The 21,795-nt window shown below is 70.2% G+C and carries 27 protein-coding genes and 1 pseudogene; 20 read left to right on the forward strand and 8 right to left on the reverse strand.

Annotation, left to right across the window (positions count from 1 at the left end; all coding sequences use genetic code 11):
- Nucleotides 1-73: 73 nt before the first annotated feature.
- Entirely contained in the window at nt 74-481 is a 408-nt protein-coding gene (locus ABZ370_RS21500) for a cupin domain-containing protein (protein WP_358623161.1), read from the reverse strand.
- 66 nt (nt 482-547) lie between these two features.
- Nucleotides 548-871 (reverse strand): carboxymuconolactone decarboxylase family protein, encoded by a 324-nt coding sequence (locus ABZ370_RS21505; protein WP_358623164.1) that lies wholly within the window; start codon nt 869-871, stop codon nt 548-550.
- Between the two features lie 170 nt (nt 872-1,041).
- On the opposite strand from ABZ370_RS21505, the gene ABZ370_RS21510 reads away from it, so the two are divergent.
- The 6 genes and pseudogenes from ABZ370_RS21510 (at nt 1,042) to ABZ370_RS21535 (ending at nt 5,036) form a co-directional block, all read left to right on the forward strand.
- Nucleotides 1,042-1,938, forward strand: a complete 897-nt coding sequence (locus ABZ370_RS21510; protein WP_358623167.1) for a helix-turn-helix transcriptional regulator — start codon at nt 1,042-1,044, stop codon at nt 1,936-1,938.
- Between the two features lie 53 nt (nt 1,939-1,991).
- Nucleotides 1,992-2,507 (forward strand): annotated as a pseudogene (locus ABZ370_RS21515) (DUF5753 domain-containing protein); the annotation flags it as partial.
- A gap of 150 nt (nt 2,508-2,657) precedes the next feature.
- Nucleotides 2,658-3,062: a hypothetical protein gene (locus ABZ370_RS21520; protein ID WP_358623170.1), complete on the forward strand. Its 405-nt coding sequence runs from the start codon at nt 2,658-2,660 to the stop codon at nt 3,060-3,062.
- A complete protein-coding gene (locus ABZ370_RS21525) occupies nt 3,059-3,757 on the forward strand; it encodes a DUF6875 domain-containing protein (RefSeq protein ID WP_358623173.1) in 699 nt (232 codons plus the stop codon). Before ABZ370_RS21520 ends, ABZ370_RS21525 begins: the two co-directional genes overlap by 4 nt.
- Nucleotides 3,673-4,557: a protein kinase gene (locus tag ABZ370_RS21530; protein WP_358623175.1), complete on the forward strand. Its 885-nt coding sequence runs from the start codon at nt 3,673-3,675 to the stop codon at nt 4,555-4,557. Before ABZ370_RS21525 ends, ABZ370_RS21530 begins: the two co-directional genes overlap by 85 nt.
- Nucleotides 4,551-5,036, forward strand: a complete 486-nt coding sequence (locus ABZ370_RS21535; protein WP_358623178.1) for a GNAT family N-acetyltransferase — start codon at nt 4,551-4,553, stop codon at nt 5,034-5,036. Before ABZ370_RS21530 ends, ABZ370_RS21535 begins: the two co-directional genes overlap by 7 nt.
- Nucleotides 5,037-5,109: 73 nt before the next feature.
- On the opposite strand, the gene ABZ370_RS21540 is transcribed toward ABZ370_RS21535, so the two are convergent.
- Both ABZ370_RS21540 and ABZ370_RS21545 read right to left on the reverse strand, forming a co-directional pair.
- Nucleotides 5,110-5,505, reverse strand: a complete 396-nt coding sequence (locus ABZ370_RS21540; RefSeq protein WP_358623180.1) for a hypothetical protein — start codon at nt 5,503-5,505, stop codon at nt 5,110-5,112.
- Complete coding sequence (locus ABZ370_RS21545) at nt 5,450-5,929, reverse strand: ATP-binding protein (protein WP_358623183.1); 480 nt, start codon at nt 5,927-5,929, stop codon at nt 5,450-5,452. The genes ABZ370_RS21540 and ABZ370_RS21545 overlap by 56 nt, the downstream gene beginning before the upstream one ends.
- A 173-nt stretch (nt 5,930-6,102) precedes the next feature.
- On the opposite strand from ABZ370_RS21545, the gene ABZ370_RS21550 reads away from it, so the two are divergent.
- The 5 genes from ABZ370_RS21550 to ABZ370_RS21570 all read left to right on the forward strand — a co-directional run bounded on the left by ABZ370_RS21550 (nt 6,103) and on the right by ABZ370_RS21570 (nt 9,646).
- The gene (locus tag ABZ370_RS21550) at nt 6,103-6,915 is read left to right on the forward strand and encodes a helix-turn-helix transcriptional regulator (protein WP_358623186.1); all 813 of its coding nucleotides are present in this window, start codon (nt 6,103-6,105) and stop codon (nt 6,913-6,915) included.
- Entirely contained in the window at nt 6,912-7,163 is a 252-nt protein-coding gene (locus ABZ370_RS21555) for a DUF397 domain-containing protein (protein WP_358623188.1), read from the forward strand. The genes ABZ370_RS21550 and ABZ370_RS21555 overlap by 4 nt, the downstream gene beginning before the upstream one ends.
- Before the next feature lie 64 nt (nt 7,164-7,227).
- On the forward strand, nt 7,228-7,680 hold the full coding sequence (locus ABZ370_RS21560) for a MarR family winged helix-turn-helix transcriptional regulator (protein WP_358623191.1): 453 nt from the start codon (nt 7,228-7,230) through the stop codon (nt 7,678-7,680).
- Nucleotides 7,677-9,080: an MFS transporter gene (locus ABZ370_RS21565; protein ID WP_358623194.1), complete on the forward strand. Its 1,404-nt coding sequence runs from the start codon at nt 7,677-7,679 to the stop codon at nt 9,078-9,080. The genes ABZ370_RS21560 and ABZ370_RS21565 overlap by 4 nt, the downstream gene beginning before the upstream one ends.
- A gap of 17 nt (nt 9,081-9,097) precedes the next feature.
- Nucleotides 9,098-9,646, forward strand: a complete 549-nt coding sequence (locus tag ABZ370_RS21570; RefSeq protein ID WP_358623196.1) for an isochorismatase family cysteine hydrolase — start codon at nt 9,098-9,100, stop codon at nt 9,644-9,646.
- 3 nt (nt 9,647-9,649) lie between these two features.
- Here the strand turns inward: ABZ370_RS21570 and ABZ370_RS21575 are convergent, their stop codons facing one another.
- Nucleotides 9,650-10,642 carry an NADP-dependent oxidoreductase gene (locus ABZ370_RS21575; protein ID WP_358623199.1) on the reverse strand — a complete coding sequence of 331 codons (993 nt, stop codon included), beginning with the start codon at nt 10,640-10,642 and terminating at the stop codon, nt 9,650-9,652.
- Nucleotides 10,643-10,757: 115 nt separating this feature from the next.
- On the opposite strand from ABZ370_RS21575, the gene ABZ370_RS21580 reads away from it, so the two are divergent.
- The 3 genes from ABZ370_RS21580 (at nt 10,758) to ABZ370_RS21590 (ending at nt 13,151) form a co-directional block, all read left to right on the forward strand.
- Nucleotides 10,758-11,324, forward strand: coding sequence for a helix-turn-helix domain-containing protein (locus tag ABZ370_RS21580; RefSeq protein ID WP_358623201.1), 567 nt, complete (start codon nt 10,758-10,760; stop codon nt 11,322-11,324).
- Between the two features lie 111 nt (nt 11,325-11,435).
- A complete protein-coding gene (locus ABZ370_RS21585; RefSeq protein ID WP_358623204.1) occupies nt 11,436-12,431 on the forward strand; it encodes a hypothetical protein in 996 nt (331 codons plus the stop codon).
- 393 nt (nt 12,432-12,824) lie between these two features.
- Nucleotides 12,825-13,151, forward strand: a complete 327-nt coding sequence (locus ABZ370_RS21590; protein WP_358623207.1) for a hypothetical protein — start codon at nt 12,825-12,827, stop codon at nt 13,149-13,151.
- Here the strand turns inward: ABZ370_RS21590 and ABZ370_RS21595 are convergent.
- A complete protein-coding gene (locus ABZ370_RS21595; protein ID WP_358623209.1) occupies nt 13,148-14,044 on the reverse strand; it encodes an alpha/beta hydrolase in 897 nt (298 codons plus the stop codon). The two genes, ABZ370_RS21590 and ABZ370_RS21595, sit on opposite strands and share 4 nt — an antisense overlap.
- 112 nt (nt 14,045-14,156) lie before the next feature.
- Here ABZ370_RS21595 and ABZ370_RS21600 point away from each other — a divergent pair, with 112 nt between their 5' ends.
- Nucleotides 14,157-14,675 carry a CGNR zinc finger domain-containing protein gene (locus tag ABZ370_RS21600; RefSeq protein WP_358623212.1) on the forward strand — a complete coding sequence of 173 codons (519 nt, stop codon included), beginning with the start codon at nt 14,157-14,159 and terminating at the stop codon, nt 14,673-14,675.
- Nucleotides 14,676-14,703: 28 nt separating this feature from the next.
- Here the strand turns inward: ABZ370_RS21600 and ABZ370_RS21605 are convergent, their stop codons facing one another.
- Nucleotides 14,704-15,207 carry a MarR family transcriptional regulator gene (locus tag ABZ370_RS21605; RefSeq protein ID WP_358623214.1) on the reverse strand — a complete coding sequence of 168 codons (504 nt, stop codon included), beginning with the start codon at nt 15,205-15,207 and terminating at the stop codon, nt 14,704-14,706.
- 103 nt (nt 15,208-15,310) lie between these two features.
- Between ABZ370_RS21605 and ABZ370_RS21610 the strand changes: the two genes are divergently transcribed.
- Both ABZ370_RS21610 and ABZ370_RS21615 read left to right on the forward strand, forming a co-directional pair.
- Nucleotides 15,311-16,549: a Bcr/CflA family multidrug efflux MFS transporter gene (locus tag ABZ370_RS21610; RefSeq protein ID WP_358623217.1), complete on the forward strand. Its 1,239-nt coding sequence runs from the start codon at nt 15,311-15,313 to the stop codon at nt 16,547-16,549.
- Between the two features lie 75 nt (nt 16,550-16,624).
- The gene (locus ABZ370_RS21615; RefSeq protein ID WP_358623220.1) at nt 16,625-17,227 is read left to right on the forward strand and encodes a sugar O-acetyltransferase; all 603 of its coding nucleotides are present in this window, start codon (nt 16,625-16,627) and stop codon (nt 17,225-17,227) included.
- A gap of 18 nt (nt 17,228-17,245) precedes the next feature.
- Here ABZ370_RS21615 and ABZ370_RS21620 read toward each other — a convergent pair whose 3' ends face one another.
- Nucleotides 17,246-18,145, reverse strand: coding sequence for a LysR substrate-binding domain-containing protein (locus ABZ370_RS21620; protein ID WP_358623222.1), 900 nt, complete (start codon nt 18,143-18,145; stop codon nt 17,246-17,248).
- Nucleotides 18,146-18,250: 105 nt separating this feature from the next.
- Here ABZ370_RS21620 and ABZ370_RS21625 point away from each other — a divergent pair, with 105 nt between their 5' ends.
- The 3 genes from ABZ370_RS21625 to ABZ370_RS21635 all read left to right on the forward strand — a co-directional run bounded on the left by ABZ370_RS21625 (nt 18,251) and on the right by ABZ370_RS21635 (nt 21,779).
- Nucleotides 18,251-19,237, forward strand: coding sequence for a hydroxyacid dehydrogenase (locus ABZ370_RS21625; RefSeq protein WP_358623224.1), 987 nt, complete (start codon nt 18,251-18,253; stop codon nt 19,235-19,237).
- A 20-nt stretch (nt 19,238-19,257) separates the two neighbouring features.
- Entirely contained in the window at nt 19,258-20,403 is a 1,146-nt protein-coding gene (locus tag ABZ370_RS21630) for an enolase C-terminal domain-like protein (protein WP_358623227.1), read from the forward strand.
- A gap of 62 nt (nt 20,404-20,465) precedes the next feature.
- Nucleotides 20,466-21,779 carry a sugar ABC transporter substrate-binding protein gene (locus ABZ370_RS21635; RefSeq protein WP_358623229.1) on the forward strand — a complete coding sequence of 438 codons (1,314 nt, stop codon included), beginning with the start codon at nt 20,466-20,468 and terminating at the stop codon, nt 21,777-21,779.
- The last annotated feature ends 16 nt before the right edge of the window (nt 21,780-21,795 follow it).

The following is a 21,795-nucleotide window of genomic DNA, read 5'->3' on the forward strand; positions in this document are numbered from 1 at the left end:
TTGAACGGGATGGGATGTCGGCCGCCGGCAGCTGACGCTCATGCTCCGGTCAGCGGTGCTCGGTGCTCAGTGCTCAGTGCGGCGTACGGGTGCTGGTGCGCGGGCCGCCGTACTCGGCGTCGGTGACGTGCTCCAGCCAGTCGACCTCGTCGCCCTCCCACAGGGCGATGTGCTCCATGAACTGGTCCGGGGCCGCGCCGTGCCAGTGCTCCTCGCCGGGCGGGCAGCCGATGGTGTCGCCCGGGTGCGCCTCGACGATCACACCGTCCCGGGTGCCGACCAGGGCGACTCCGGACACCACGTGCAGGGTCTGGCCCAGGCCGTGGCTGTGCCAGGCGGTACGGGCACCCGGCGCGAAGCGGACCATGTTCACCCGCACCCGGGAGGGCTCCTCGCCCCGGTGGATCACATCCGCCCAGACGTCGCCGGTGAACATCTGCGCGGGCAGCTTTATGGTCGCGGGCTTCTTGAGGATCTCCATGGTGGTACGTGCTCCTTGCGTCGGCCGCCGCGGGCGGCCGTAGTGGTGATGCAGGTGAGAAGGGGGTCAGGCCGTGCGGAACAGTTCCCGGGCCACGGTCAGCGCGGACATGGCCTTGGGCCAGCCCGCGTAGAACGCCATGTGCGTGATCGTCTCGATCACTTCCGCCTCGGTCACACCGTTCTGCCTGGCCAGAGGGATGTGGAAGGAGAACTGTTCGCTGCTGCCGCTGGTGATCAGGCTGGCCACGGTCACCAGGCTGCGGTCCCTCGGGGACAGCTCCGGGCTCTTCCACGCCTGCCCGAACAGCACGTCCTCGCTGTAGCCCGCCAGGGCGGGAGCGACGTCCCCGAACAGCTCCCGCGGGCCCGGCCGAGTCTTCTCCGTCATCGTTCGTGTCCTTTCCGCATGTCCCGGTGGCGCTCATCGGCCCGCCGTCGGACGGGGCCGCTTGCGCCACAATCGATGGAACCGCAGGTCACACGCGTGTGGAAGGACTCGTTGATACGTGTACTGGCAGTACACCCCACAGCCGAACAAGCCGACGTAGCCTCGACGGCATGGACAACCGGAGCGAGGTACGCGAGTTCCTGACCAGCCGCCGTGCCAAGATCACGCCCCAGCAGGCGGGGCTGCCCGCCTACTCCGGCAACCGGCGCGTCAAGGGGCTGCGCAGGGAAGAAGTCGCACTGCTCGCCGGTGTCAGCGCCGAGTACTACGCCCGCCTGGAGCGCGGCAACCTCTCCGGCGTCTCCGAGACCGTCATCGACTCCCTCGCCCGCGCCCTCCAGCTCGACGAGGCCGAGCGCGCCCACCTCGACGACCTCGCGCGCACCGCGAACACCACCCGCCGCGCGCCCCGCCGACGGGCGCCGCAGCCCATCCGTCCCGCCCTTCAGCACTTGCTCGACGCGATGACCGAGGCCCCGGCCTTCATCCGCAACGGCCGCCTCGACATCCTCGCCACCAACCGGCTCGGCCGCGCCCTGTACGACCCGGTCTTCGCCGACCCGGCCCGGCCCGTGAACCTCGCCCGGTACGAGTTCCTCAACCCCGGTGCGGCCGACTTCCTGCCCCATCTGGAGGCCCAGGCGGCGGGCGCGGTGGCGCTCCTGCGCACCGAAGCGGGACGCGACCCGTACAACCGGGACCTGACCGACCTCGTCGGCGAACTCTCCACCCGCAGCGAGAAGTTCCGCACCCTGTGGGCCGCGCACGACGTGCGCCTGCACCAGACCGGCGTCAAGCACTTCCGCCACCCCGCGGTCGGCGAACTCACCCTCCCCTTCGAGGCCATGCCCATCCCGACGGACCCCGGCCTCACCCTCACCGCCCTCAGCGCCGAACCCGGCACGCCGTCCCACGACAGCCTCAAACTCCTGGCCAGCTGGGCCGCCACCCTCGACCAGGACGGCCAAGCGGACCCCGCGGCCGCCGGCGGCGAACAGAGCGCCTAGCGGTAGCCATCCAACGCCGCCACCGGACCCGGCCGAACAACGCTGAGCCGACATCCCTGCTCTGCCGGGCGTACGTCTCCAACGTGCCGCCTGGTTTCTTCCAGCCCCCGGCCTTTGCCGCCGCTCTCATGCGGATGATCACCGACTTCCAGGGCACCCCCGACGACGTCGCCGAAGCCGTCGCCGCCCGCGTCGCCCGTTCCCGTTTCCTGTACGAGGGCGACCACCGCTTCGTCGTCCTCATAGAGGAATCCGTCCTGCGTAACCGCACCGCCGACCCCGCCACCATGGCCGGTCAACTCCGCCACCTCCTGGCCGTCATGCCGCTGCCCTCGGTCTCCCTCGGCATCATCCCGTTCACCGCGCAGCGCACCATCTGGCCGCTGGAGGCGTTCTACCTTCACGACGACGTCCAAGCCGTGGTCGAGTCCCTCACCGCGGAGATCAACGTCACCCAGCCCCGCGAACTCGCCGACTACGCGCGGGCCTTCACTCGGCTGGCGGCCATGGCTGTCCACGGCGACGCCGCCCGCGCTCTCATCCAGGCCGCGCTCGACGCGCTGGAATGAACACCGCGCAATCTTCCGCAATTTCGTTGAGGCGCCACCCGTGAGGTCCGTAGCGTCGAAGTGTCGAAGTACCGACGGATTCACCAGCCCGAGAGGCGGGGCCTCATTCGGGCCGGGCGAGCACCACTCGACACCGAGAGGGGCACCTTCGTGGGCACCGTAACGACCGAACTGCACCGGTTCCTGACCATCACCGGCCAGCGCCTCAAGAACGGCCAGTCCGTGCCCGAGATGTTCTCCCCGGCCGTGGACGCGGCCTGGCACGAGATGCTCGGCACCCCGCAGTACGCGGCCCTCTGCCAGGAGACCGTCGGCCGGCCGATCGGCCACGTCGCCGCCAACGGCCACGGCCCGATCGCCTGGGTGAGCGCCTACGAGGAAGCGTACGGACCGCTGCCGCAGATCTGGTTCACCGACGCAGGCGGCAACGTGGACCACGACGCCATCGCCCGCTACCGCTCCACCGGCACCGTGGTGGCCGAGTGGGACTGCACCCCGGCCGGAGGGGACGGAGACGACGTCACGTCCAAGGAGTCGGGGACCGGCCGCCGGTGACCATCCCACGCACCACGGCAGCGCCCCGGCCCACCGCCGGGGCGCTTCGTCTCGTTGAGCCCGGCACCACCCGGCCGGAGAGCGTGGACATCAGCACGTATGTGCAGCGGATGACCGCCCACTGCCCCTACCTGGAGGCATCGCTCCGCCAGGACCTGACGGCCTGGACTGTCTACCGCGTCGACGGCGATGCCGAAGCGGTGGAAGCGGAACTCTTCCACGCGGGCGTCCAGGCCGCAGAGTGGCTGCGGCCCTTGCTGAACCGGCCGCACGGCCTCCTGCGATGCGAGAACATCGTCCTCCTGGGCGAGGTCCCCGGCATCCGGCACCGCGAGTTGATGGCATGGCCGCACTGGGCCCTGAAGAACCTGTACGGGCCGGTCGGGGTCATGTTCGGCAAGTTCTACGCGGGAGAAGAGGAAGTCACCGCAACCGGCGCACGAATCCCGACCGCTCCTGCCTCGTTCCTCCCCGTAAGGGCCGCCGTCCGCCGCCGCGACCCGTACTTCCTGCGCGCGACCCCGGACCTGGCCGCCGCGCTCGCCGCGGCCGCCGACGACGGCCGTGACGTGTTCGAGCACATCCCCGCCCAGTGGAAGGAGATCCGTACATGGACCAGACGCTTCCTCCCCCCGACGAAGCCATCGCCCTCCTCACCGGACACATCGGCGAACCCACCTCTGCACAGCTCCTGAGCGACCGGCGCGGCTCGCGCGCCTGGAAGATCCAAGGCCCCCGGGGCACGGTCGCGCTGAAAGCCAACAACCCCGACAGCGACAACGCCCGCGACAAGGCCGCCGAGATGGCCCAAGAGGACGACCACCTTCTCCGTCTCACCGCAGCGGGCGCCCTCAGCCGTGACTACCGGGTCGACGCCGGGGCATGGGAGGGCGGCCGGTGGCTGGCCGTGCGCTGGGTCGACGGCGCGCCGCTGTGGCGAGCCCTGGCCCTCGCCCGAGGACCCGAAGGAGACCGCGCCTCGGTCCGCCCCTGGCTCCTGGGTATCGCCCGCACCTGGACGGAGCATCTCGCCCGGATGCACACCGCCGACTGGGCCCACGCCGACGTCCAGCCCACCAACACCCTCGTGACGCGTAACGGCCGCGCGGCAGTCATCGACTACGCCCTCGCCTGCGGCCCCCATGACGGCTCCCGCCTCCCCTACCGGGGCGCCCTCACCCACACCACCGCCCCCGAGATCGCCACCGCCATCCTCGCCACCCCCGCGGACACCCACATCCAGGCGCGGCCGGGCGCCGACATCTGGAGCCTGGGAGCCTCCCTGTTCTGGTGCTGGACCGGCCACCGCCCCGTCCACTACGACGATGACGTCGACCGGATGGAAAAGCTGCGCGCCATCGCCAAGGGCAGCACCACAGCCCTCGGCGATGTCCGGCCGTGGTCGTTCCCCGCCTTCGAGGACGCCATCACCGCCTGTCTGTCCGCGGACCCCGCCGACCGGCCCACCGCGCAGGAACTGGCCACCTCATGGTGAGCCTGCGAGCGCTGACTCCCGACGACGCTCCGGCCCTCCAGTGCGTCTACAGCGGCGCCTCGGTCCTGTACACCACCGGCAAGGCCCTCACCCTGGACCAAGCCGAGAAGAAGATCCGCACGGCCCTCGCCGGGGCCGCCCAGGCCCCGCGAGCGCAATGGAGCTGGGGCATCCTCACCGACGAGCTGATCGGCTTGATCGCCCTGCGGCGACGGTCCGTGTCCATGGGCACCATCAGCTACATCCTCCGCGAAGACACCTGGGGCAACGGCTACGCCACCGAAGCCGCCAAGCACGTCGTCGCGTTCGCCTTCAGTACCACCGGCCTGGACCGCATAGAGGCCATGCACCATCCCGCCAACCCTGCCTCCGGACGCGTACTGACCAAAGCCGGATTCACCCGCATCGGCACATCCGATCAGCACACCGAGGACGGAACCGCCGTGCCGTTCCAGGTGTACGCATCGCGGAACCGGTGACGGGGCGTTCCCACCGCCCCGGCCCGCCGCAAAGGGCACGACGGCCCGGTGGCTGCCGGTGTACGGCTGAGGGTCACGCGCTGTCCGCGTCCGCTGCCGGGGTCGGACTGGGAGCGGACGCGGACTCCATCGCCTCCAGGAAGGTACGTACCGTCTCGGCGTCGCACTCTCCCCGCACCGCTATCGAACGGCCGTTGGCGGCGATGAGGACGGCGGGCGCGGTCGGCTGCGCGGCGCGCCACGCGGCGTACGAGAGCGCCAGGTTCATCGCGCCCAGACCCTGACTCACCACCAGGTCGATGACGGCCAGCGGCCCGCCGTCACGGGACGGGAGCAGATTCAGCTCGGCGTGCGCCCGGACGTCCGAGTCCCGCCGCAGCCACCGGTACAGGTCGTGGATCGCGAGATCCCCATCATCCGCCTCGGCGCTGATCTCCACGCGCAGGGCGGCTTGCATCCGCTGTTCCATGGTCGTCCAGCCTAGGGCTGGACGCGCTGTATTTAGTTGCGATCTCCGCCCAAACGGTCTTCCCGGGCCCACCGTTGGGCCGTGGCCCAACGGCCCAACGCTCGGCGAACTGCGACACGAGGAACAGTCCGCGTCCCGTTTCGGCGTCCGGCGTCGCCCTGGTGAGCGCGGGCTGCCGCTCGCCACGGGTGTCCGACACCTCGATCCGGATCGGGCCGGAGTCGTCCAGGGGCGCGGTGAGGCGGACGTGGAAGTCCCGGCCGGGGACGCGTCCGTGACGCACCGCATTGGCGCACAGCTCGCTGGCGATGAGCGTGGTGATCTCGTTGGGGCTGGAATCGTATGGATACCCCCACGCGGCCAGCCGGTGCGATACGAGCCGCCGCGCGAGCCGCGCACCGCGCGGCGTCGAGGTGAAGCGCATGGCGAACTCTCCGGGTACGGAAGGGATCTGGCCCCCGGTCGTACCCCGTGAGGGGGGATTTTCGGTCGTCATGGCAACGAGAGTGGGGGGCGTGTGCCTAGCCTGACCAGTAAGCGCGCCTGTACGGACAGTGTCTGTCGGACACGCGAGGCGCGGTGGGCAGGGGTGGTGACATGGCAGGTAGGGACGAGTCGTCTCCGTTCACGAGGGGGTTCGGCAGGCAGCTGAAGCTGCTGCGGGAGAAGGCCGGGCTCACGCAGACGGAACTGGGGCATCGGGTCGGGTACAGCGCGGATCAGATCGCCTCGGTGGAGTGCGGGCGCCGCATCCCCAAGCCGGATCTGATCGACAAGACGGATGAGGTGCTGGCCGCCGGGGGCATCCTCAAGGCGCAGAAGGAACAGGCCGCGCTGGCCCGCTACCCGGCGTTCTTCCAGGATGCGGCGGAGATCGAACAGGAAGCGGCAGAGCTGCATGCGTACGAGAACCAGGTGTTCATGGGGCTGTTGCAGACGAAGGACTACGCGCGAGCGGTGCTGGGCATGCGTCGCCCTCTGCTGGACGAGGAGCTGATCGAGCAGAGGGTCGTTGCGCGGCTGGATCGCCAGGCCATCTTCACCGTCAAGCCCGCGCCGATCATGGGCTTCGTCATGGAGGAGGCCATTCTGCGGCGCCCCTATGGCGGGAAGCAGGTCCTGCGCGGACAGTTGGAACATCTGCTCCTCCTCGGGGAGAAGCGCAATGTGGAACTCCAGATCATGCCGACGGACCGCGAGGACCACGCCGGAGCCGATGGCCCATGCATCCTGATGGTCCCCAAGGGGGGTTCGCAGGTCGCGTACCTTGAAACTCAGGAGCACAGCATCCTGCTCACCGACCGGGAAGAGGTCCGCGTCATCGCAGCTCGGTATGGGATTATCCGGGCCCAGGCTCTCAACCCACGGGAGTCGCTGGACCTTATTGAGAAGGTGCTGGGAGAGCTATGAACAGGGGCATAGGCGAGTTGAACTGGTTCAAGAGCAGCTACAGCGGTAGCGGGGGCGGCGCGTGCGTCGAGGTCGCCATGGACTGGCACAAGAGCAGCTACAGCGGTAGTGAGGGCGGCGCGTGCGTTGAGGTCGCCGCGTGCCCGAGCGCCATCCACGTCCGCGACAGCAAGGTCACCGAGGGGCCGATGCTGACGTTCCCGGCCACCGCGTGGGACACGTTCGTCGGGTTCGCCACGAACGGCTGATTAAACAGTCCAGCCTGTTCAGTCCAGACTGGACAGGCTGGACTGAAGAAATTACGGTGGGGGTATGGCTGAGACCCCCCAATCCGGCATGTCCGCGTCCTCCGTGCAGGCCGCGCACGAGATCCGCGTTGTCGTGGGCCGCCTGCGGCGGCGGTTCCGGGAGTCGTACGACACGGAAGGGCTCACGCCGACGCAGACGGCCGTGCTCAGCAGGCTCAGCAAGGACGGGCCCGCCTCGGCCAGTGGGCTCGCCGCCGCCGAGCGCGTGCGGCCGCAGTCCATGGCGATGACCCTCGGCGTGCTCGATGAGCGGGGGCTGATTGAGCGGCGGCCCGATCCGGATGACCGGCGGCGGCAGCTGATCTCGGTGAGCGAGGCGGGTCAGGCGTTCACGGAGGACAAGCGCCGGGCGGGCGAGGAGTGGCTGTCCCAGGCCCTGGAATCCGGCTTCACCGAGGACGAACGGCAGGCCATCATCAGTTCGCTGGCCTTGCTCGACCGGCTCAGCGACGCATGATCACACGGCTGATACGACGGTCCACCAAGCCCCAGGCGCGCGACGGTTTCGACCGCAGGCTGCTCGCGCCGATGATGCTGGGGTCGATCCTCAACCCGGTCAACTCGTCCATCGTTTCCGTGTCGTTGGTGCCGATCGGCGCGGCGTTCGGGGCTCCGCCGTCGCAGACGGCGTGGCTGGTGTCCGCGCTATATCTGGCGACGGCGATAGGGCAGCCGGTCGTGGGGCGGCTCATCGATCTGTACGGGCCGCGCCGTCTCTTTCTGCTCGGGTCCGCGCTGACGGGTCTGTCGGGGCTGATCGGCGCGCTGGCGCCGAACCTGGGGATGCTGATCGTCGCGCGGGTGGTGCTCGGGTTCGGGACCTGCGCGGGCTATCCGGCCGCGATGTACCTCATCCGCAGCGAGGCGAGGCGTACGGGCCACGAGAGCCCGGCCGGGGTGCTGACCGCGCTCTCCATCGCCAACCAGACCGTGGCGGTCATCGGCCCGTCGCTGGGCGGGCTGCTGATCGGGCTGGGTGGCTGGCGTACGACGTTCGCCGTCAACCTCCCGCTCGCCGCCGCCGGTCTGCTCCTGGGCTTCCTCCGGCTGCCGAAGACCCCGCCGCGCCGGGAGCGCGAGGGGGCCGCGCTGGATCTGCCCGGCATGGCGCTGTTCGCCGCGATGCTCGTATCGCTGCTGCTGTTCCTGATGGAGCCGGGGGCCGACCGCTGGTATCTGCCGGTGCTGATGGTGGTGGCGGCGGCCGGGTTCGCGGTGCGGGAGCTGCGGGTGGCGGAGCCGTTCATCGATCTGCGGGTGCTCGGCGGGAACGTTCCACTGCTGCTCACGTATGCCCGGATGCTCCTGGTCGCGATCGTGTCGTACGTCCTCCTCTACGGGTACACCCAGTGGCTCCAGGAGGGGCGGGGGCTGTCGGCGTCGCAGGCGGGGCTGGCGCAACTGCCGCTGTTCCTGGCCGGGATCGCGGTGTCCACGGCCACCGGGCGGCGGGCGCAGGTGCGCGGCAAGCTGCTGGTGGGCGCGGTGGGGCAGATCGTCCTGAGCCTTCTGGTGCTCTTGCTCCAGCCGGACAGCCCGGTGTGGCTGCTGGTCGTCGTCGCGCTCGTCGCGGGCGTACCGCAGGGGTTGAACAACCTGGCCCTGCAGAACGCGGTGTATCACCAGGCCGACCCGGAGCGGATGGGTTCCTCGGCCGGGCTGCTGCGTACCTTCCTCTACCTCGGCGCGATGGTCGCCTCCGGCGCCAACGGCGTCTTCTTCGGCGCCCGTGCGGACACTAGTGGGTTGCATGGTCTGGCGTGGTTCATGCTCGTCGTCGCCGGTCTGTTTCTGGCGATCACGGTCGCGGACCGCTCGCTGGGCCGCGTCGGCTCGTCTTCTGCTTCTGCCTCTTGATGAAAGGCTCAACTGCCATGTCGAACACCGCACTTCTCGTGATGGACATCCAGAAGGGCATCGTCGGCCGTGTCTCCGACCCCGAGTACCTGCCGCGTCTGACGCGGGCGGTCGAGGCCGCCCGTCAGGCCGGAATCCCCGTGCTGCACGTCGTCGTCGGGTTCCGGTCCGGGCACCCCGAGAAGTCCGGCGACAACAAGACGTTCAGCGCCCTGCCCGCCGGTGTGCTCACGCCCGAGGACCCGGGTTCCGCCATCCACCCCGATGCCGCGCCGCGCTCCGGCGAGGTCGTGATCACCAAGCGGCGGATCAGCGCCTTCGCGGGCAGCGACCTGGACGTGGTCCTGCGGTCCGGCGGCTTCAGCCACCTCGTCCTGGCGGGCGTCTCGACCAGCGGTGTCGTGCTGTCCACGCTCCGCCAGGCCGCCGACCTCGACTACCGGCTCACCGTGCTGGCCGACGGGTGCGCCGACTTCGACGAGGAGGTCCACCGGGTGCTCACCGAGAAGGTGTTCCCGAGCCAGGCCGAGGTGACGAGCGTGGAGAAGTGGGCCGGGTCGGTGTGATCTCTACGCGACCGTGAGCACGATCTTGCCTTGGATGTGTCCCCGGGCGGCGCGTTCGTGCGCCGCCCGGGCGTCCGCGAGCGGGAACGTGCTGTCGATCGCGACGCGCACCGTGCCCGTGTCGAGCAGGCGCCCCAGCTCGGCGAGTTGCGCGCCGTTGGAGCGGACCTGGGTGAGGGAGACCGTGACGCCCAGCTTCGCGGTCTCTTCGTCGTCGTACTCCCCGGGGAAGACCGGGAACAGGGCGCCGCCGCGCTTGAGCGTGCGAAGGAAACGGCGGCTGGCGGGGCCGCCGACGGTGTCGAGGACGAGGTCGACGTCGTGCGCGTGTTCCTCGGGGCGGCTCTTGGTGTAGTCGATGAACTGGTCGGCGCCGAGCGCGCGCAGGAACGGTTCATGCGTGCCCGACGCCACCGCGACGACCCGCGCGCCCTTCCTTTTCGCCAGCTGCACGGCGAAGTGGCCCACGCCGCCCGCCGCGCCGTTGACGAGCACCGTCGTGTCGGCGCCGAGTGGTACCGGGCGGTGCCGGGTTTCCTGGAAGGGCGACGGGTGGTCGTGCCCCAGCTCGATCAGGTACTGCCATGCCGTCAGCCCGGCCATGGGCGCCCCGGCGGCGTGCACGTGATCGATGCCGGTCGGCTTGTGTGCGAGGTCGGACGCGGGCGCGGCGACGTACTCGGCGTACGCACTGCCGTCGAAGCTGGGGAAGCGCAGAAGACCGAAGACCTCGTCGCCGACGGCGAAGCCGTCCACATCCGGGGCGACGGCCGCGACGACGCCCGACACGTCCGTCCCCGGGATCGCGGGCAGGCTGAGCGTCGATTCCGTCCCGGGCATGCTGCTCAGCCCGCCGCGCACGTACCAGTCGGGGGGATTGACGCCGACCGCGTGCACGCGGACGAGCACCTCGCCCGGGCCCGGCTCGGGGGTCGGCACCTCTTCGGAACGGAGTACGTCGGGGCCGCCGTGCTCATGCAGCCGGATCGCCTTCATCGTGTCTCTTCTCCTGCCCCTGCCACGGGATACGCTGAACGGACCAGTGGTCCAGATATCCGGATCACTGGTACGGATAATATGGATCAGTGATCCGGATGGTCAAGAGGGGCAGATGCGGGCTGACGCCAGGAAGAACTACGACCACCTGCTCGCGGTCGCGGGCGACGTCATCACCGAGCAGGGTGTCGACGCGTCGCTGCGCGACATCGCACGCAGGGCCGGGGTGGGGCTCGCCACGCTGTTGCGTCACTTCCCGACGCGCGAGGCGCTGCTCGAAGCCCTGCTCCGCACGAGCTTCGACGCCCTGGCGGTGAGCGCGGGCGAACTCGAAACGTCCGGCTCGCCGGGCGAGGCGCTGGTGTCGTGGCTGCGTGACTTCGTCGCCTGCGCGCATGAGTACCGGGGTGTGGTGGAGCTGATGGCGTCCGCCATCGCGGACGCCGACTCCGCGCTCCACGCGTCGTGCGTCGGCATGCGCGCGGCCGGTACGCGGCTGCTCGTCCGCGCTCAGGCCGAGGGCGTGGCGCGGACCGACATCGACGGCACCGACCTGTTCGCGCTGGCCGGGTCGCTCGCGTGGCTCCACGATCAGCCCGCGCTCGCGCCGCGCGCCGAGCGCCTCTTCGGTGTGGTCGCGGGCGCGATTCTGACGACTGCGGTCACTGAACAGTCGGGCTAACCGTCCTGCGGGCAGACAGTCGTGCAGACATTCGTGCCCCGACGGCGCTTACCCACAGCCGAATCGCCGCACTACTCTGGGCCTCTCGAGAACCGAGGGGCAAGGGCACACATGCATGACCGCGCACCGCACACACACGCCACGCCGCACCGCACCGCGCCGTCCTGCGAGCCCAAGTTGCCCGCACAGACCTCGCCCCCGGCCGACAAGGGCGGGCTGACCGCCGCGGCGGTCACCGCGCGGCAGCACACCGCCGGTAACGCTGCTGTCACCCGCGCTCTTGCCGTCGGCGCCGCCGCGCCGGTCCAGCGCCGCAAACCCTCGGCGAACGCGCCGACGGAGCACTACGCGGACAAGGCCGAACAGCATCCGGAATGGCCAGTGTTCCAGAGCCTGATGCAGACGGCCCAGTGCACCGAGGCCGAGACGGAGACGGCCTGGCAGCTCATCCTCGGCGGCCTGCGCGAGCAGAGTGACCTGAACCAGCAGTCCGCCGATCCTTCGCTCAGCAAGCAGGCCGCCGGCAAAGTACGCGCGTCCAACACCTGGTTCAAGGAGCTGGTTGCCTTCCTCGGTCACAAACTGAAGATCGGACAGGGCTCGATGGCCCTGTGGTCCGGCGGCTTCGACACCAGCAAGTACGCCAAGTCCAAGGGCCACACACCGCTGGAGTTCAGCCCGCTGGGCGCGGTGGTGGACCAGCTGGAGCTGCACTCCGACTGGCGGCTGCAGGGCAAGCTGTGGAACGCGCTTTCCGTCGCCTACGTCAACCACGCAACCGGCCCGGTGCACGTGTTCATGCGCGCGTACGACCCCACGAGCGTGCTGGTCAAACAGGAGATCCCGCAGCTGCGCAAGCTCCAGAAGCTCAACCCGAACGTCGAGTTGGTCTGGCACCCGCTGTACACCACGCCCGACGGCAAGATCCACGAGATCACCCAGGACCTCCGCCTCGCCGACGACGCCCCGTACACCAGCAGGGACAAGTGCGTGGCGGCGATGTACACGTACCTGCTGCGCATGCACGACGAGAGCAACGACCAGGCGAACCCGGCCTACAAGGACATGACGAACCGCTTGTCGGCCAACGTCAACGCGAAGGCCTGACACTGACGGCGCGCCTGCGACCGCTCCTCTTCCGTGCCCGGCCCGGGAGCAACGGCTGGTTCCGCGCCCATTGCGCATCAGTCAACGGCACACCCGAAGCAACGACCGGCTGATCCGAACGAGACTGCCTAGGCGCGGGCTGTGGGTGTGTCTTGAAACGCGCGCCCGCACCACCTCTCTGCTGGGTGACGCGATGCTCCCCGTCGCGATCACGGCCGCCGTGACCCGGGCGGGGTACGGGGCGCCCGGGAGTCGCCAGCATCACCCCGCGCATAGCCCGGGACGTGCAGAAGGCGAACGGCACCCTCCGCATCTCGGAGTCCGTCGCCGCCGTGATCGGCCCGTCGCTGGCCGGCCTGCTGCCGGTGAGTTTCCATGATGTTGTGGGCGCTCATGCCGTTAGGGGTCGCTCTCGGTCTTCCCGCGCCGCTCATCGCCGGGTGCTACGGGGTGAGCGGCGTGGGCATGGCGTTCTGGATCGTCATGTTCCACACGAGCGTGCAAACGCACATCCCGCAGGACGTCCTCGGCAGGGTGCACGCGTACGACGCGGCCGGCTCGCTGGTGATGAAGCCGGTGGGGCAGGCGGTGGCGGGGCCACTCGCGGTCGTCGCGGGGACGGTGCCGCTGCTGTGCGTGTCCGCGTCCATGGCGTTCGTGGCTTGCGCCCTGCTGCTGGCAATCCCGGCTGTGCGCGGCCTGAAGCGCGTAGAGCGCTAGCTTCTGCCGTGGCGGGCGTGCGCCGATGATTCGGTGAGGGTCAGGAACCCGCGCATGTACCCGGCCACGGTGTCCAGGTGGCTTTCGAGCAGGAAGTGTCCGCCGCCGGGGATCAGGTGGATCTCCGCGTCCGGCAGGTCCCTGGCGAAGGCGCGTGCTCCGTCCGGGCCGAAGATCTCGTCGCCCGCGCCCCAGACCGCGAGGAGCGGAACCTGACGCTCCCGGAAGTAGGCCTGCACCTGGGGGTAGAGGGGCGGATTGGTGGCGTAGTCGCGGAACAGGGCGAGCTGGACGAGGTCGTTGCCCGGCCGGTTGACCTCGCGGTGGTCGGCGGCCCAGGTGTCGGGGTCGACCAGCTCGGGCCGGTCCACGCCGTGCAGGTACTGCCAGCGGATGGCGTCGAGCGAGAGGGCGGCCCGGACGGCGGGCTCGGTCTCGGGGCCCGGGTTCTCGGCGTACGCCCATACCGGCTTCCAGAATTCCGGTACGAAGCCGTCGTCGTAGGCGTTGCCGTTCTGTGTGATCACGGCGGTGATCGCGTGCCGGGAGCGCAGGGCCAGCCGCCAGCCGATGGGCGCGCCGTAGTCCTGGACGTAGACCGCGTAGCGGGTGACGCCGAGCTGGGTCAGCAGGGCTTCGGTGACGTCGGTCAGGGCGTCGAAGGTGTAGGTGAACGCGTCCACGGGCGGGGTGTCGGAGTTGCCGAAGCCGAGGTGGTCGGGGGCGATGACGTGGAACCGGTCGGCCAGCGCCGGGATGAGGTGGCGGAACATCCGTGAGCTGGTGGGGAATCCATGCAGCAGCACGAGCGTGGGCGCCTCGCGGGGTCCTGCCTCGCGGTAGAAGACGCGGTGTCCCCGCACGGTCGCGTGGTGATGGCGGATCTCAACCATGACTAACCCCTTCGAGGTCTTTTAATGGTTATCTCTCGTGTCCAGTAGAGCGCTGCTGGAGTAACCTGTCAAACGCCTTGATGTAGTTAGTTGGGAAGGTGGGGTCCGTGCCGTGCTGGACGACCAAGCCCTGATGTGGGCGCTGAACAGCACCCCTGTGGTGGACGGCCGACGCCAGGACCTGTGGCGCGACGACGCCGAGGTGGACCGGTGGGCGCGGGAGCACGGGGGTTCCGGCGGCGGTCTCGGTGACGGGCTCGCTGATGCGGAGCGCCGGTGGCTGCGCGCCGCCCGGGACGCGCTCCAGGTGGTGGAGTCGGGTGAGCCGGGGGAGTCTGGACTGCGGCGGGTCCTCGCGGGTGTTCGCAAGGTTCCGCAGCCCGGCGTGTCGGGTATCGAGTGGCACGTGGAGATGGAGCCGGAGCGCAGGCTCGCCGTGGAACTCGTGCTCGCGTGGGCGGACGTCAAGGAGCGCATGCCCGGCCGTCTCCGGCCGTGCGAGAACCGCGAATGCCGCCTGTTCCTATTGGACCGCAGCCGTGCCAACACCGCGCGCTGGTGCTCGATGAAGACCTGCGGAAACCGCCTCAAGGCCCGCCGCCACCAGGCCCGGACCCGGGAGACTCCGTGACCCGCGGCCGGGTGGCCGGGCTGCCCGGTCAGCCCTCCGGTGTGCCCGGCGTGCCATCGTCGCGCAGTGCCGTGATGATCTGGTCGAGGGACGTGGTGAGGCGGCGGCGGTCGTCGGCGGTGACCGGGGCGACGAAGTAGCGGTCCACGATGCGGGCGTGGACGTCGACCGCGTGCAGGAACGTCTTCTCGCCCTCCTCGGTCGCCTCGACCAGCGTGACCCGGCGGTCGTCGGGGGACGGAACACGGCGGACGAGGCCCGCCTCCTCCATGCGGTCGATCAGCCGCGTGACCCCGCCGCTGGTCAGTACGAGGTTCTGGGCCAGGGCGCGCTGGGAGACCTGTTCGTCGGGGTCCCGGCACAGGTGGATCAGCACCTCGAACATGACGTGGCCGATGCCCACCTCCGCCCGCATGGCGGCGTTGATGCGCTGCTCGATGTGGGTCGCCGCCCGCAGCAGCAGGCCGAACTCGCGGACAAGCGGCCCACCGGCCGCCGCCGCGGCGGTGCGCTTCGGTGACTCGGCGCCCATCTGTGCCCGCCTTCCCGCGTGGATCTTGGGGGAAGTCTAGTGCTGGGTAAATCACTGACTAGTTGATTGCTGAGCAGTCAGCTATTTCTGTACGCTGCCGCTCATGGACACCGCCGCCTCGTCGTCACCCGTATCGACCGAACCCGCGCCGACGCCCCCGCGCCCGCCCCGTGCGCTGCGGCTGCTCATCGTGCTGGGGGCGCTGTCGGCGTTCGGTCCGCTGTCGCTGGACATGTACCTGCCCGCGCTGCCCGCTCTCGCGCGCGACTTCGCCGTACCGGACGCGGGCGTCCAGCTGACCCTGACCAGCTGCCTGATCGGCCTCGCCGTCGGACAGCTGATCGCCGGACCGCTCAGCGACCGCTGGGGGCGGCGGGTGCCGCTCCTCATCGGCCTCGCCGGGTACCTCGCGGCGTCCGTGCTGTGCGCCTTCGCGCCGAACGTCACCGCCCTGACCGGGCTGCGGGCCGTCCAGGGGATCGCGGGCGCGGCGGGGATCGTCATCAGCCGGGCTATCGTCCGCGACCTCTACGAGGGCACCGCCGCCGCCCGCTTCTTCTCCCTGCTGATGCTGGTCAACGGCCTGGCGCCGATCCTCGCCCCGGTCATCGGCGGCCAGTTGCTGCGCTTCACGTCGTGGCGCGGCGTCTTCCTCGTCCTCGCGGCCATCGGCGCTGTGCTGCTCGCGGCCACCGTGATCGTCGTGGGGGAGACCCTGCCACCCGCGCGGCGGCGCCGGGGCGGGCTCGGGCAGACGGTCCGCAGCTTCGGCACGCTGCTGCGCGACCCGGACTTTCTGCGGCCCGCCTTCGCTGGCGGGTTCGCGCTGGCCGCGATGTTCGCGTACATCTCGGCGTCGTCCTTCGTGCTGCAGAAGACATACGGCCTGGACCCGCAGCAGTTCAGCGTCGTCTTCGCGTCCAACGCGGCGGGCATCGTGCTGCTCGGCCAGGGCAACGCCCGGCTGCTGCGCCGCCGTTCACCGTCCTCGCTGCTCCGCGCCGGGATCGCGCTGAGCGCGGCGGGCGGCGGCGCGCTGCTGCTGTCCGTACTCGCCGATTTCGGCGTGGCCGCCGTGCTCGTCTCGCTGTTCGCGCTGGTCTCCAGCATCGGCCTGATCATGCCGAACTCCACGGCGCTGTCGATGTCCGGACACCCCGAGATGGCCGGAACCGCGTCCGCCCTGTTGGGCCTGCTCCAGTACGCACTGGGCGGCGTCGCCGCGCCCCTGACCGGCCTCGGCGCCAACGGGGCGGCGCTGCCGATGGCCCTGGTCATCGCCGCCTGCGCGGCGGGGGCGGTCGTCGTGCACCTGTGGCCCGTACGGCGAGACGCCACGTAGGCTCTGGACGCGTGCGGTCGATGGGGAGCGTGTGGCGCCTGCGCCAGAGGCGTTTGACGAACGGAGTGTTCCGCTGTGTCGCAAGCTCATGAGGAAGAAGTCCTGGCCCGGATCGGCAAGGGGCTTGTCTATACCGAGCCGGAAGCAGCCTTCCAGGCCCCTCAACGCCGCACGGAGCAGATCTTCGAGTACAACCACACGCCACCGGGTGAAACGGAAAAGCTTCGATCGCTGCTCGTCGCGATCTTCGGATCAGTCGGAGAACGCACGGTGCTGCTGCCGCCGTTCCACGCCGGGTTCGGAAGCAAGGTCCACATCGGCGACGACTTCTTCGGAAACGTGAACCTCACGTTCGTCGATGACGTGGACATCCGCATAGGCAACGGTGTCATGATCGCACCCAGCGTGACACTGACCACGACGGGACACCCGGTGCATCCCTCGCGACGCGTGGACTACGGGCGGTTCTCGGAACCGATCGTGATCGAGGACAAGGTGTGGATCGGCAGCAACGTCGTCGTCCTCCCGGGCGTCCGTATCGGATACGGATCGGTCATCGGCGCCGGCAGCGTCGTCAGCCGCGACATTCCCCCCATGAGCGTCGCGGTCGGAACTCCGTGCCGTGTCCTCCGCCCCATCACGGACGAAGATCTCACCACGCGTACCGACAGGCCCTAGGCGCTCGTACGCCGCTGATCACGCCGACGCGACGACGGGCAGGCGGTCGCGGGTGAGGGTGTCGGTCAGGCGGTGGAGGGCCGGATTGGGGCTGTCGGGGCTCCAGCAGGCGTGGAGGGTGACGGAGTGGGCGTCGGCGGGCGCCAGTTCGCGGTAGCGGACGCCGTGCACGCCCATGGTCATGATCGAACGCGGCACCAGCGCGCACCCCAGGCCCGCCCGGACCAGGGCGAGCATCGTCGGCACCTGGGAGGTCAGCTGGCTGACGGCGTAGCGGTCGACGCCGATCATGGCGGCGCAGATGTCGTGCAGATAGCGCGAGCCCTCGGGGCTGTAGCCGATGTAGTTGTTGGTCACCTCCGAGAGGAGGACGGGCACGGTGCCCTCGGCCAGGGCGTGGGCGGCGGGGACCGCGAGGACCAGGTCCTCCGAGTGGATCAGGACGGACGCGTAGCCCTCGGGGATCGGCGGGCGGACGAGTCCGAGGTCGATCCGCAGGTCGCCGAGGGCGGTGAACTGCTCCGGGCTGACCAGCTCCGACAGTTCGACCGCGACGTTCGGGATGCGGCGTTTCACCAGGTCGAGGACGTCGGCGAGGATCGCGTAGGCGCCGATCGCGGTGAAGCCGAGGCGCAGGGTCCCGGTGTGGCCCTCGGCGGCGTGGCGGGTGGCGACCGGCGCGGCGTCGAGCAGGGCCAGGACCCGTCGGCAGTGTTCGAGGAGCACCTGCCCCGCGGCGGTGATGCGGGCGCCGCGGCCGGTGCGCTCGAAGAGGGCGACGTCGAGGGAGCGTTCCAGGGCCTGGATCTGCCGGGTCAGCGGGGGCTGGGTCATATTGAGCCGCTGGGCGGCCCGTCCGAAGTGCTGTTCCTCCGCCACGGCGACGAAGCCGCGCAGCTGTTGCAGCGAAAGGTCCATGCCGTCAAGGTATCGCGCCATGCGAAATCGGGCTTGGACGCGCATAACGCCACGTCCTACCGTCAGGACCACCAGCGCACAGCCGTCCGTCTCCGAGGAGCCAGGTTGTCCAGAATCGCTGTCGCCATGACCCCTCAACGCGCCGCCGACGTCTGCGGTCCCGACGCCCGGCGCCTGATCGAGACCCGTTACGAAGCGACCTGGGCCGGGGACCGGCTCACCGCCGAGACCGTGGCGGCGCTCGCCGCCGACTGCGACGTCCTGCTGACCAGCTGGGGCACCCCGCGTCTGGACGCCTCGATCTGGGCGGAGGGGCGCGGGCCCAGAGTGGTCGCCCACGCGGCCGGATCGGTGAAGAAGCTCATCGACCGGGAGGTCCTCGACCAGGGCGTCGCGGTCTTCTCCGGCGCGGGCCGCATCGCCTGGTCGGTGGGCGAATACTGCCTCGCCGCGATGCTCACCCTGGCCCGCCGGTTGCCCCGGTTCGACGCGGCCGTGCGCGGCGGGGGCTGGAAGCAGACGGGGTTCCGGGGCGGCGAACTCGCGGGCCGCCCGGTGGGCGTCCTCGGCGCCAGCTCCACCGCGCGCGCCCTGATCACACTGCTCAAGCCGTTCGGGTGTGACGTGGTGGTGTACGACCCGTACCTGGGCGAGGAGCGGGCCGCCGCGCTCGGGGTGCGGACGGCCGGTCTCGAGGAGACGCTGCGCTGTCCGTTCGTCTCGCTCCATGTGCCCGATCTGCCGGAGACGCGCGGGCTGGTGAGCCGGGCGCTCATCGAGCGGATGCCGGACCACACCGTCGTCGTCAACTCCTCGCGCGGCCCGGCCATCGACCAGACCGCGCTGCTGGAACACGTCCTCGCGGGCAGGCTGCTCGCCGCGCTGGACGTCTTCGACCCCGAACCGCCCGTGCTCGACGCCGCCGTACTGGGCTGCCCGGACCTGCTGCTCTCCCCGCATATCGCGGGGGACACCGTGGACGGACATCTGGCGCTCGCCGGATATGTGCTCGCCGATGTCGCCGACTGGCTCGACAAGGGCGTCCGCGGGCCCGGTTTCGTCGATCCCGCCGCGTGGCCGACGGCCGCCTGAGCCTGCCCGGAGGAGTGCACATGTCGCGTATCACGGCGGTCGAGGTCTTTCCCGTGGCCGTCCCCTTCGCCCGGCGGTTCGTGCTCGGCAGCGGAGCCGTCGGCACACCGGACCAGGCGGCGCCGGACCAGGCAGGCTCGGTGATCTTCGTACGGCTCACCACCGAGGACGGCATCGTCGGCTGGGGTGAGCAGCGGGCCCTGCCGAGCTGGAGCTATGAGACGGCCGAGACGATGGCCGTGGTCATCAAGCGGCACCTCGCCCCGATCCTGCTCGAACTCACCCCCTTCGACGTCGAGTTGTTCCACGCGCGGGCGAACCGGCGGCTCAGCCCGGCCGTCTCCAACGGCTTCCCGTTCGCGCGGGCCGCCGTGGACATCGCCCTGCACGACGCGGCGGGCAAGCTGGCCGGGCTGCCGGTCCACGCGCTGCTGGGCGGCAAGTCGCGGGACGAGATCCCGCTCTGCTCGGCCATCGGTGTGGGGGAGCCGTCCGCCGTGCGCGAGCACGCGCGTCTGTCGTCGGACTACTCCGCGTACAAGGTGAAGATCGGCGGGGACCTCGCCGCCGACACCGCCGCCGTGGGTGCCGTCGCGGAGGTCGCGGCGGGCAAGCCGCTGTGGCTCGACGCCAACCAGTCGTACCGGCCCGCCGCGCTGAAGCGGCTGCTGGACGCCGTACGCGACGTACCCGGCATCGCCTGCGTCGAGCAGCCCGTACCCAGCACGGACACCCTCGCCCTGCACCGGCTGCGCGGCATGATCGACCTGCCGGTGGCCATCGACGAGGGCAGCTTCACCGCCCAGGACGTGGCGCGGGCGATGCGGCTCGACGCCGCCGATCTCGTCGTCATCAAGATCTGCAAGGCGGGCGGCATCCGCAACGCCCTCAAGAGCGCCCATGTCGCCCAGGCGGGCGGTCTGGAACTGCTCGCCAGCGGGCTGACCGACTGCGGTATCGGCTTCGCGGCGGCCCTGCACCTCTTCAGCCAGCTGGAGCTGGCCCTGCCCGCCGAGCTGAACGGGCCGGAACTCCTGTCAGATCTCTATGTAGACAAACTGGAGATCATCTCCGCCACCGCCACCGTTCCCACCGGCCCCGGGCTCGGTGTCGAGGTGGACGAGGAGCGGATTCGCGCCGAGTCCCTGGACCTGGCCTTCGCCTGACTGTCCGAGCGCAGTTGACCCAGCGAGTTGACCCAGCCGGTCGACCCAGCGAGGAGACGACGATGTCTTCCTTCAGCTCTTCCCGCCGATCTCTCCTCAAGCTGGCCGCCGCCGGAGGGCTCGCCGCCACCGGCGCCCTGACCGGCTGCTCGTCCGGCCCGCCGCCGGGCACCGCCACCTGGTCCATGTGGTCCAGCAGCCCCGAAGAGCTGAAGGTCTGGGACGACTTCGGCCGCTACGTCGAGAAGACCATGCGCGTCAGATCGGTCTCCTCGCTCACCCCGTCGGACGGGTACGCCCCCAAGCTGGACCTCCAACTCGTCAGCGGGACGGCCAGCCTGGTCACCGCGCTGAACGGCTGGATGATCCCCACCTACGCCGCGCGCGGCTCACACCGGGCGCTGGACGACCTGATCGCGCAGGACCCCGACTTCGACTCGGACGACTTCTACCCCGCCAGCCGGTCCATCTCGTCCTTCGCGGGCAAGACGTACGCCATCGGCTTCGACGTGGCCCCGGCCGTGCTCTATTACAACAGGACGCTGCTCGACAAGGCCGGAATCGCACCCCCGTCCCGCACCGAACCCATGACGTGGGCGGCCTTCCGGGAGCTGGCCATCGAGCTGAGCAGGCCCAAGGGGCAGTACGGGTTCACCTGCGCGCCGCTGATGGACGACCTGATCTCGTGGATCTACAGCGCGGGCGGCAACGTCATGAACAAGAGGCAGGACGCCTCCGCCCTGGACAGCCCCGAATCGCTGGACGGCATCAACTTCCTCGTCGATCTGTTCGTCAAGGACCGCGTCACCCCGCCCATCAGCAACCTCGTCACCGAGGACGCCCTCGCCAACTTCCTCCAGGGCAACGTCGCTTTCATGCAGAACGGGCCGTGGCAGGTGCTCAACGTCCGGGACGCGAAGTTCGATTGGGACATCGTGCCCTTCCCGGCCGGGCCCGCGGGCAGCACCCCGCGCGTCTCGGGCTCCAGCTTCGCCATTCCGTCGGGCGTCGAAGGCGCCGATCTGGACGTGGCGTGGCGGCTGCTGAAGACCCTGACCAGCACCGGAGCCCTGGACATCTACGCACGCGCCGGGCGCAACAACCCGGCGCGGTACTCGGCGGGCAGCGCCTTCGAGCCGCCGCCCGCCAACCTCGGCATCGTCCAGCAGATCCTGGCGGGCAAGGTCGGCGGCGGTCACCCGTACAACGTCACCACCAACTGGAACCGGGTCAAACAGCTGCTGGCCCAGGACCTGCCGCGGGCGTTCCTCGGCGAGGTGACGGTCCCGGGCGTGCTGCGCGGGCTCACCCCACAGCTGGACGTCCTGATGCGGCAGCACAAGGACGCCGTACGGCAGGCCACCGAGAACGCCTGAACGTCATCCCAGGGAG

Origin of the sequence: Streptomyces sp. NPDC005962 (assembly GCF_040629205.1) — a bacterium.
GTDB lineage: Bacteria > Actinomycetota > Actinomycetes > Streptomycetales > Streptomycetaceae > Streptomyces.

What these genes read in the sequence shown, in the direction of transcription:
- ABZ370_RS21500 (WP_358623161.1), bottom strand. Translation starts at nt 481, where the DNA reads ATGGAGATCCTCAAGAAGCCCGCGACCATAAAGCTGCCCGCGCAGATG.
- ABZ370_RS21505 (WP_358623164.1), bottom strand. Translation starts at nt 871, where the DNA reads ATGACGGAGAAGACTCGGCCGGGCCCGCGGGAGCTGTTCGGGGACGTC.
- ABZ370_RS21510 (WP_358623167.1), top strand. Translation starts at nt 1,042, where the DNA reads ATGGACAACCGGAGCGAGGTACGCGAGTTCCTGACCAGCCGCCGTGCC.
- ABZ370_RS21530 (WP_358623175.1), top strand. Translation starts at nt 3,673, where the DNA reads ATGGACCAGACGCTTCCTCCCCCCGACGAAGCCATCGCCCTCCTCACC.
- ABZ370_RS21535 (WP_358623178.1), top strand. Translation starts at nt 4,551, where the DNA reads ATGGTGAGCCTGCGAGCGCTGACTCCCGACGACGCTCCGGCCCTCCAG.
- ABZ370_RS21540 (WP_358623180.1), bottom strand. Translation starts at nt 5,505, where the DNA reads ATGGAACAGCGGATGCAAGCCGCCCTGCGCGTGGAGATCAGCGCCGAG.
- ABZ370_RS21545 (WP_358623183.1), bottom strand. Translation starts at nt 5,929, where the DNA reads ATGCGCTTCACCTCGACGCCGCGCGGTGCGCGGCTCGCGCGGCGGCTC.
- ABZ370_RS21550 (WP_358623186.1), top strand. Translation starts at nt 6,103, where the DNA reads ATGGCAGGTAGGGACGAGTCGTCTCCGTTCACGAGGGGGTTCGGCAGG.
- ABZ370_RS21555 (WP_358623188.1), top strand. Translation starts at nt 6,912, where the DNA reads ATGAACAGGGGCATAGGCGAGTTGAACTGGTTCAAGAGCAGCTACAGC.
- ABZ370_RS21560 (WP_358623191.1), top strand. Translation starts at nt 7,228, where the DNA reads ATGGCTGAGACCCCCCAATCCGGCATGTCCGCGTCCTCCGTGCAGGCC.
- ABZ370_RS21565 (WP_358623194.1), top strand. Translation starts at nt 7,677, where the DNA reads ATGATCACACGGCTGATACGACGGTCCACCAAGCCCCAGGCGCGCGAC.
- ABZ370_RS21570 (WP_358623196.1), top strand. Translation starts at nt 9,098, where the DNA reads ATGTCGAACACCGCACTTCTCGTGATGGACATCCAGAAGGGCATCGTC.
- ABZ370_RS21575 (WP_358623199.1), bottom strand. Translation starts at nt 10,642, where the DNA reads ATGAAGGCGATCCGGCTGCATGAGCACGGCGGCCCCGACGTACTCCGT.
- ABZ370_RS21580 (WP_358623201.1), top strand. Translation starts at nt 10,758, where the DNA reads ATGCGGGCTGACGCCAGGAAGAACTACGACCACCTGCTCGCGGTCGCG.
- ABZ370_RS21585 (WP_358623204.1), top strand. Translation starts at nt 11,436, where the DNA reads ATGCATGACCGCGCACCGCACACACACGCCACGCCGCACCGCACCGCG.
- ABZ370_RS21590 (WP_358623207.1), top strand. Translation starts at nt 12,825, where the DNA reads ATGCCGTTAGGGGTCGCTCTCGGTCTTCCCGCGCCGCTCATCGCCGGG.
- ABZ370_RS21595 (WP_358623209.1), bottom strand. Translation starts at nt 14,044, where the DNA reads ATGGTTGAGATCCGCCATCACCACGCGACCGTGCGGGGACACCGCGTC.
- ABZ370_RS21605 (WP_358623214.1), bottom strand. Translation starts at nt 15,207, where the DNA reads ATGGGCGCCGAGTCACCGAAGCGCACCGCCGCGGCGGCGGCCGGTGGG.
- ABZ370_RS21610 (WP_358623217.1), top strand. Translation starts at nt 15,311, where the DNA reads ATGGACACCGCCGCCTCGTCGTCACCCGTATCGACCGAACCCGCGCCG.
- ABZ370_RS21620 (WP_358623222.1), bottom strand. Translation starts at nt 18,145, where the DNA reads ATGGACCTTTCGCTGCAACAGCTGCGCGGCTTCGTCGCCGTGGCGGAG.
- ABZ370_RS21630 (WP_358623227.1), top strand. Translation starts at nt 19,258, where the DNA reads ATGTCGCGTATCACGGCGGTCGAGGTCTTTCCCGTGGCCGTCCCCTTC.
- ABZ370_RS21635 (WP_358623229.1), top strand. Translation starts at nt 20,466, where the DNA reads ATGTCTTCCTTCAGCTCTTCCCGCCGATCTCTCCTCAAGCTGGCCGCC.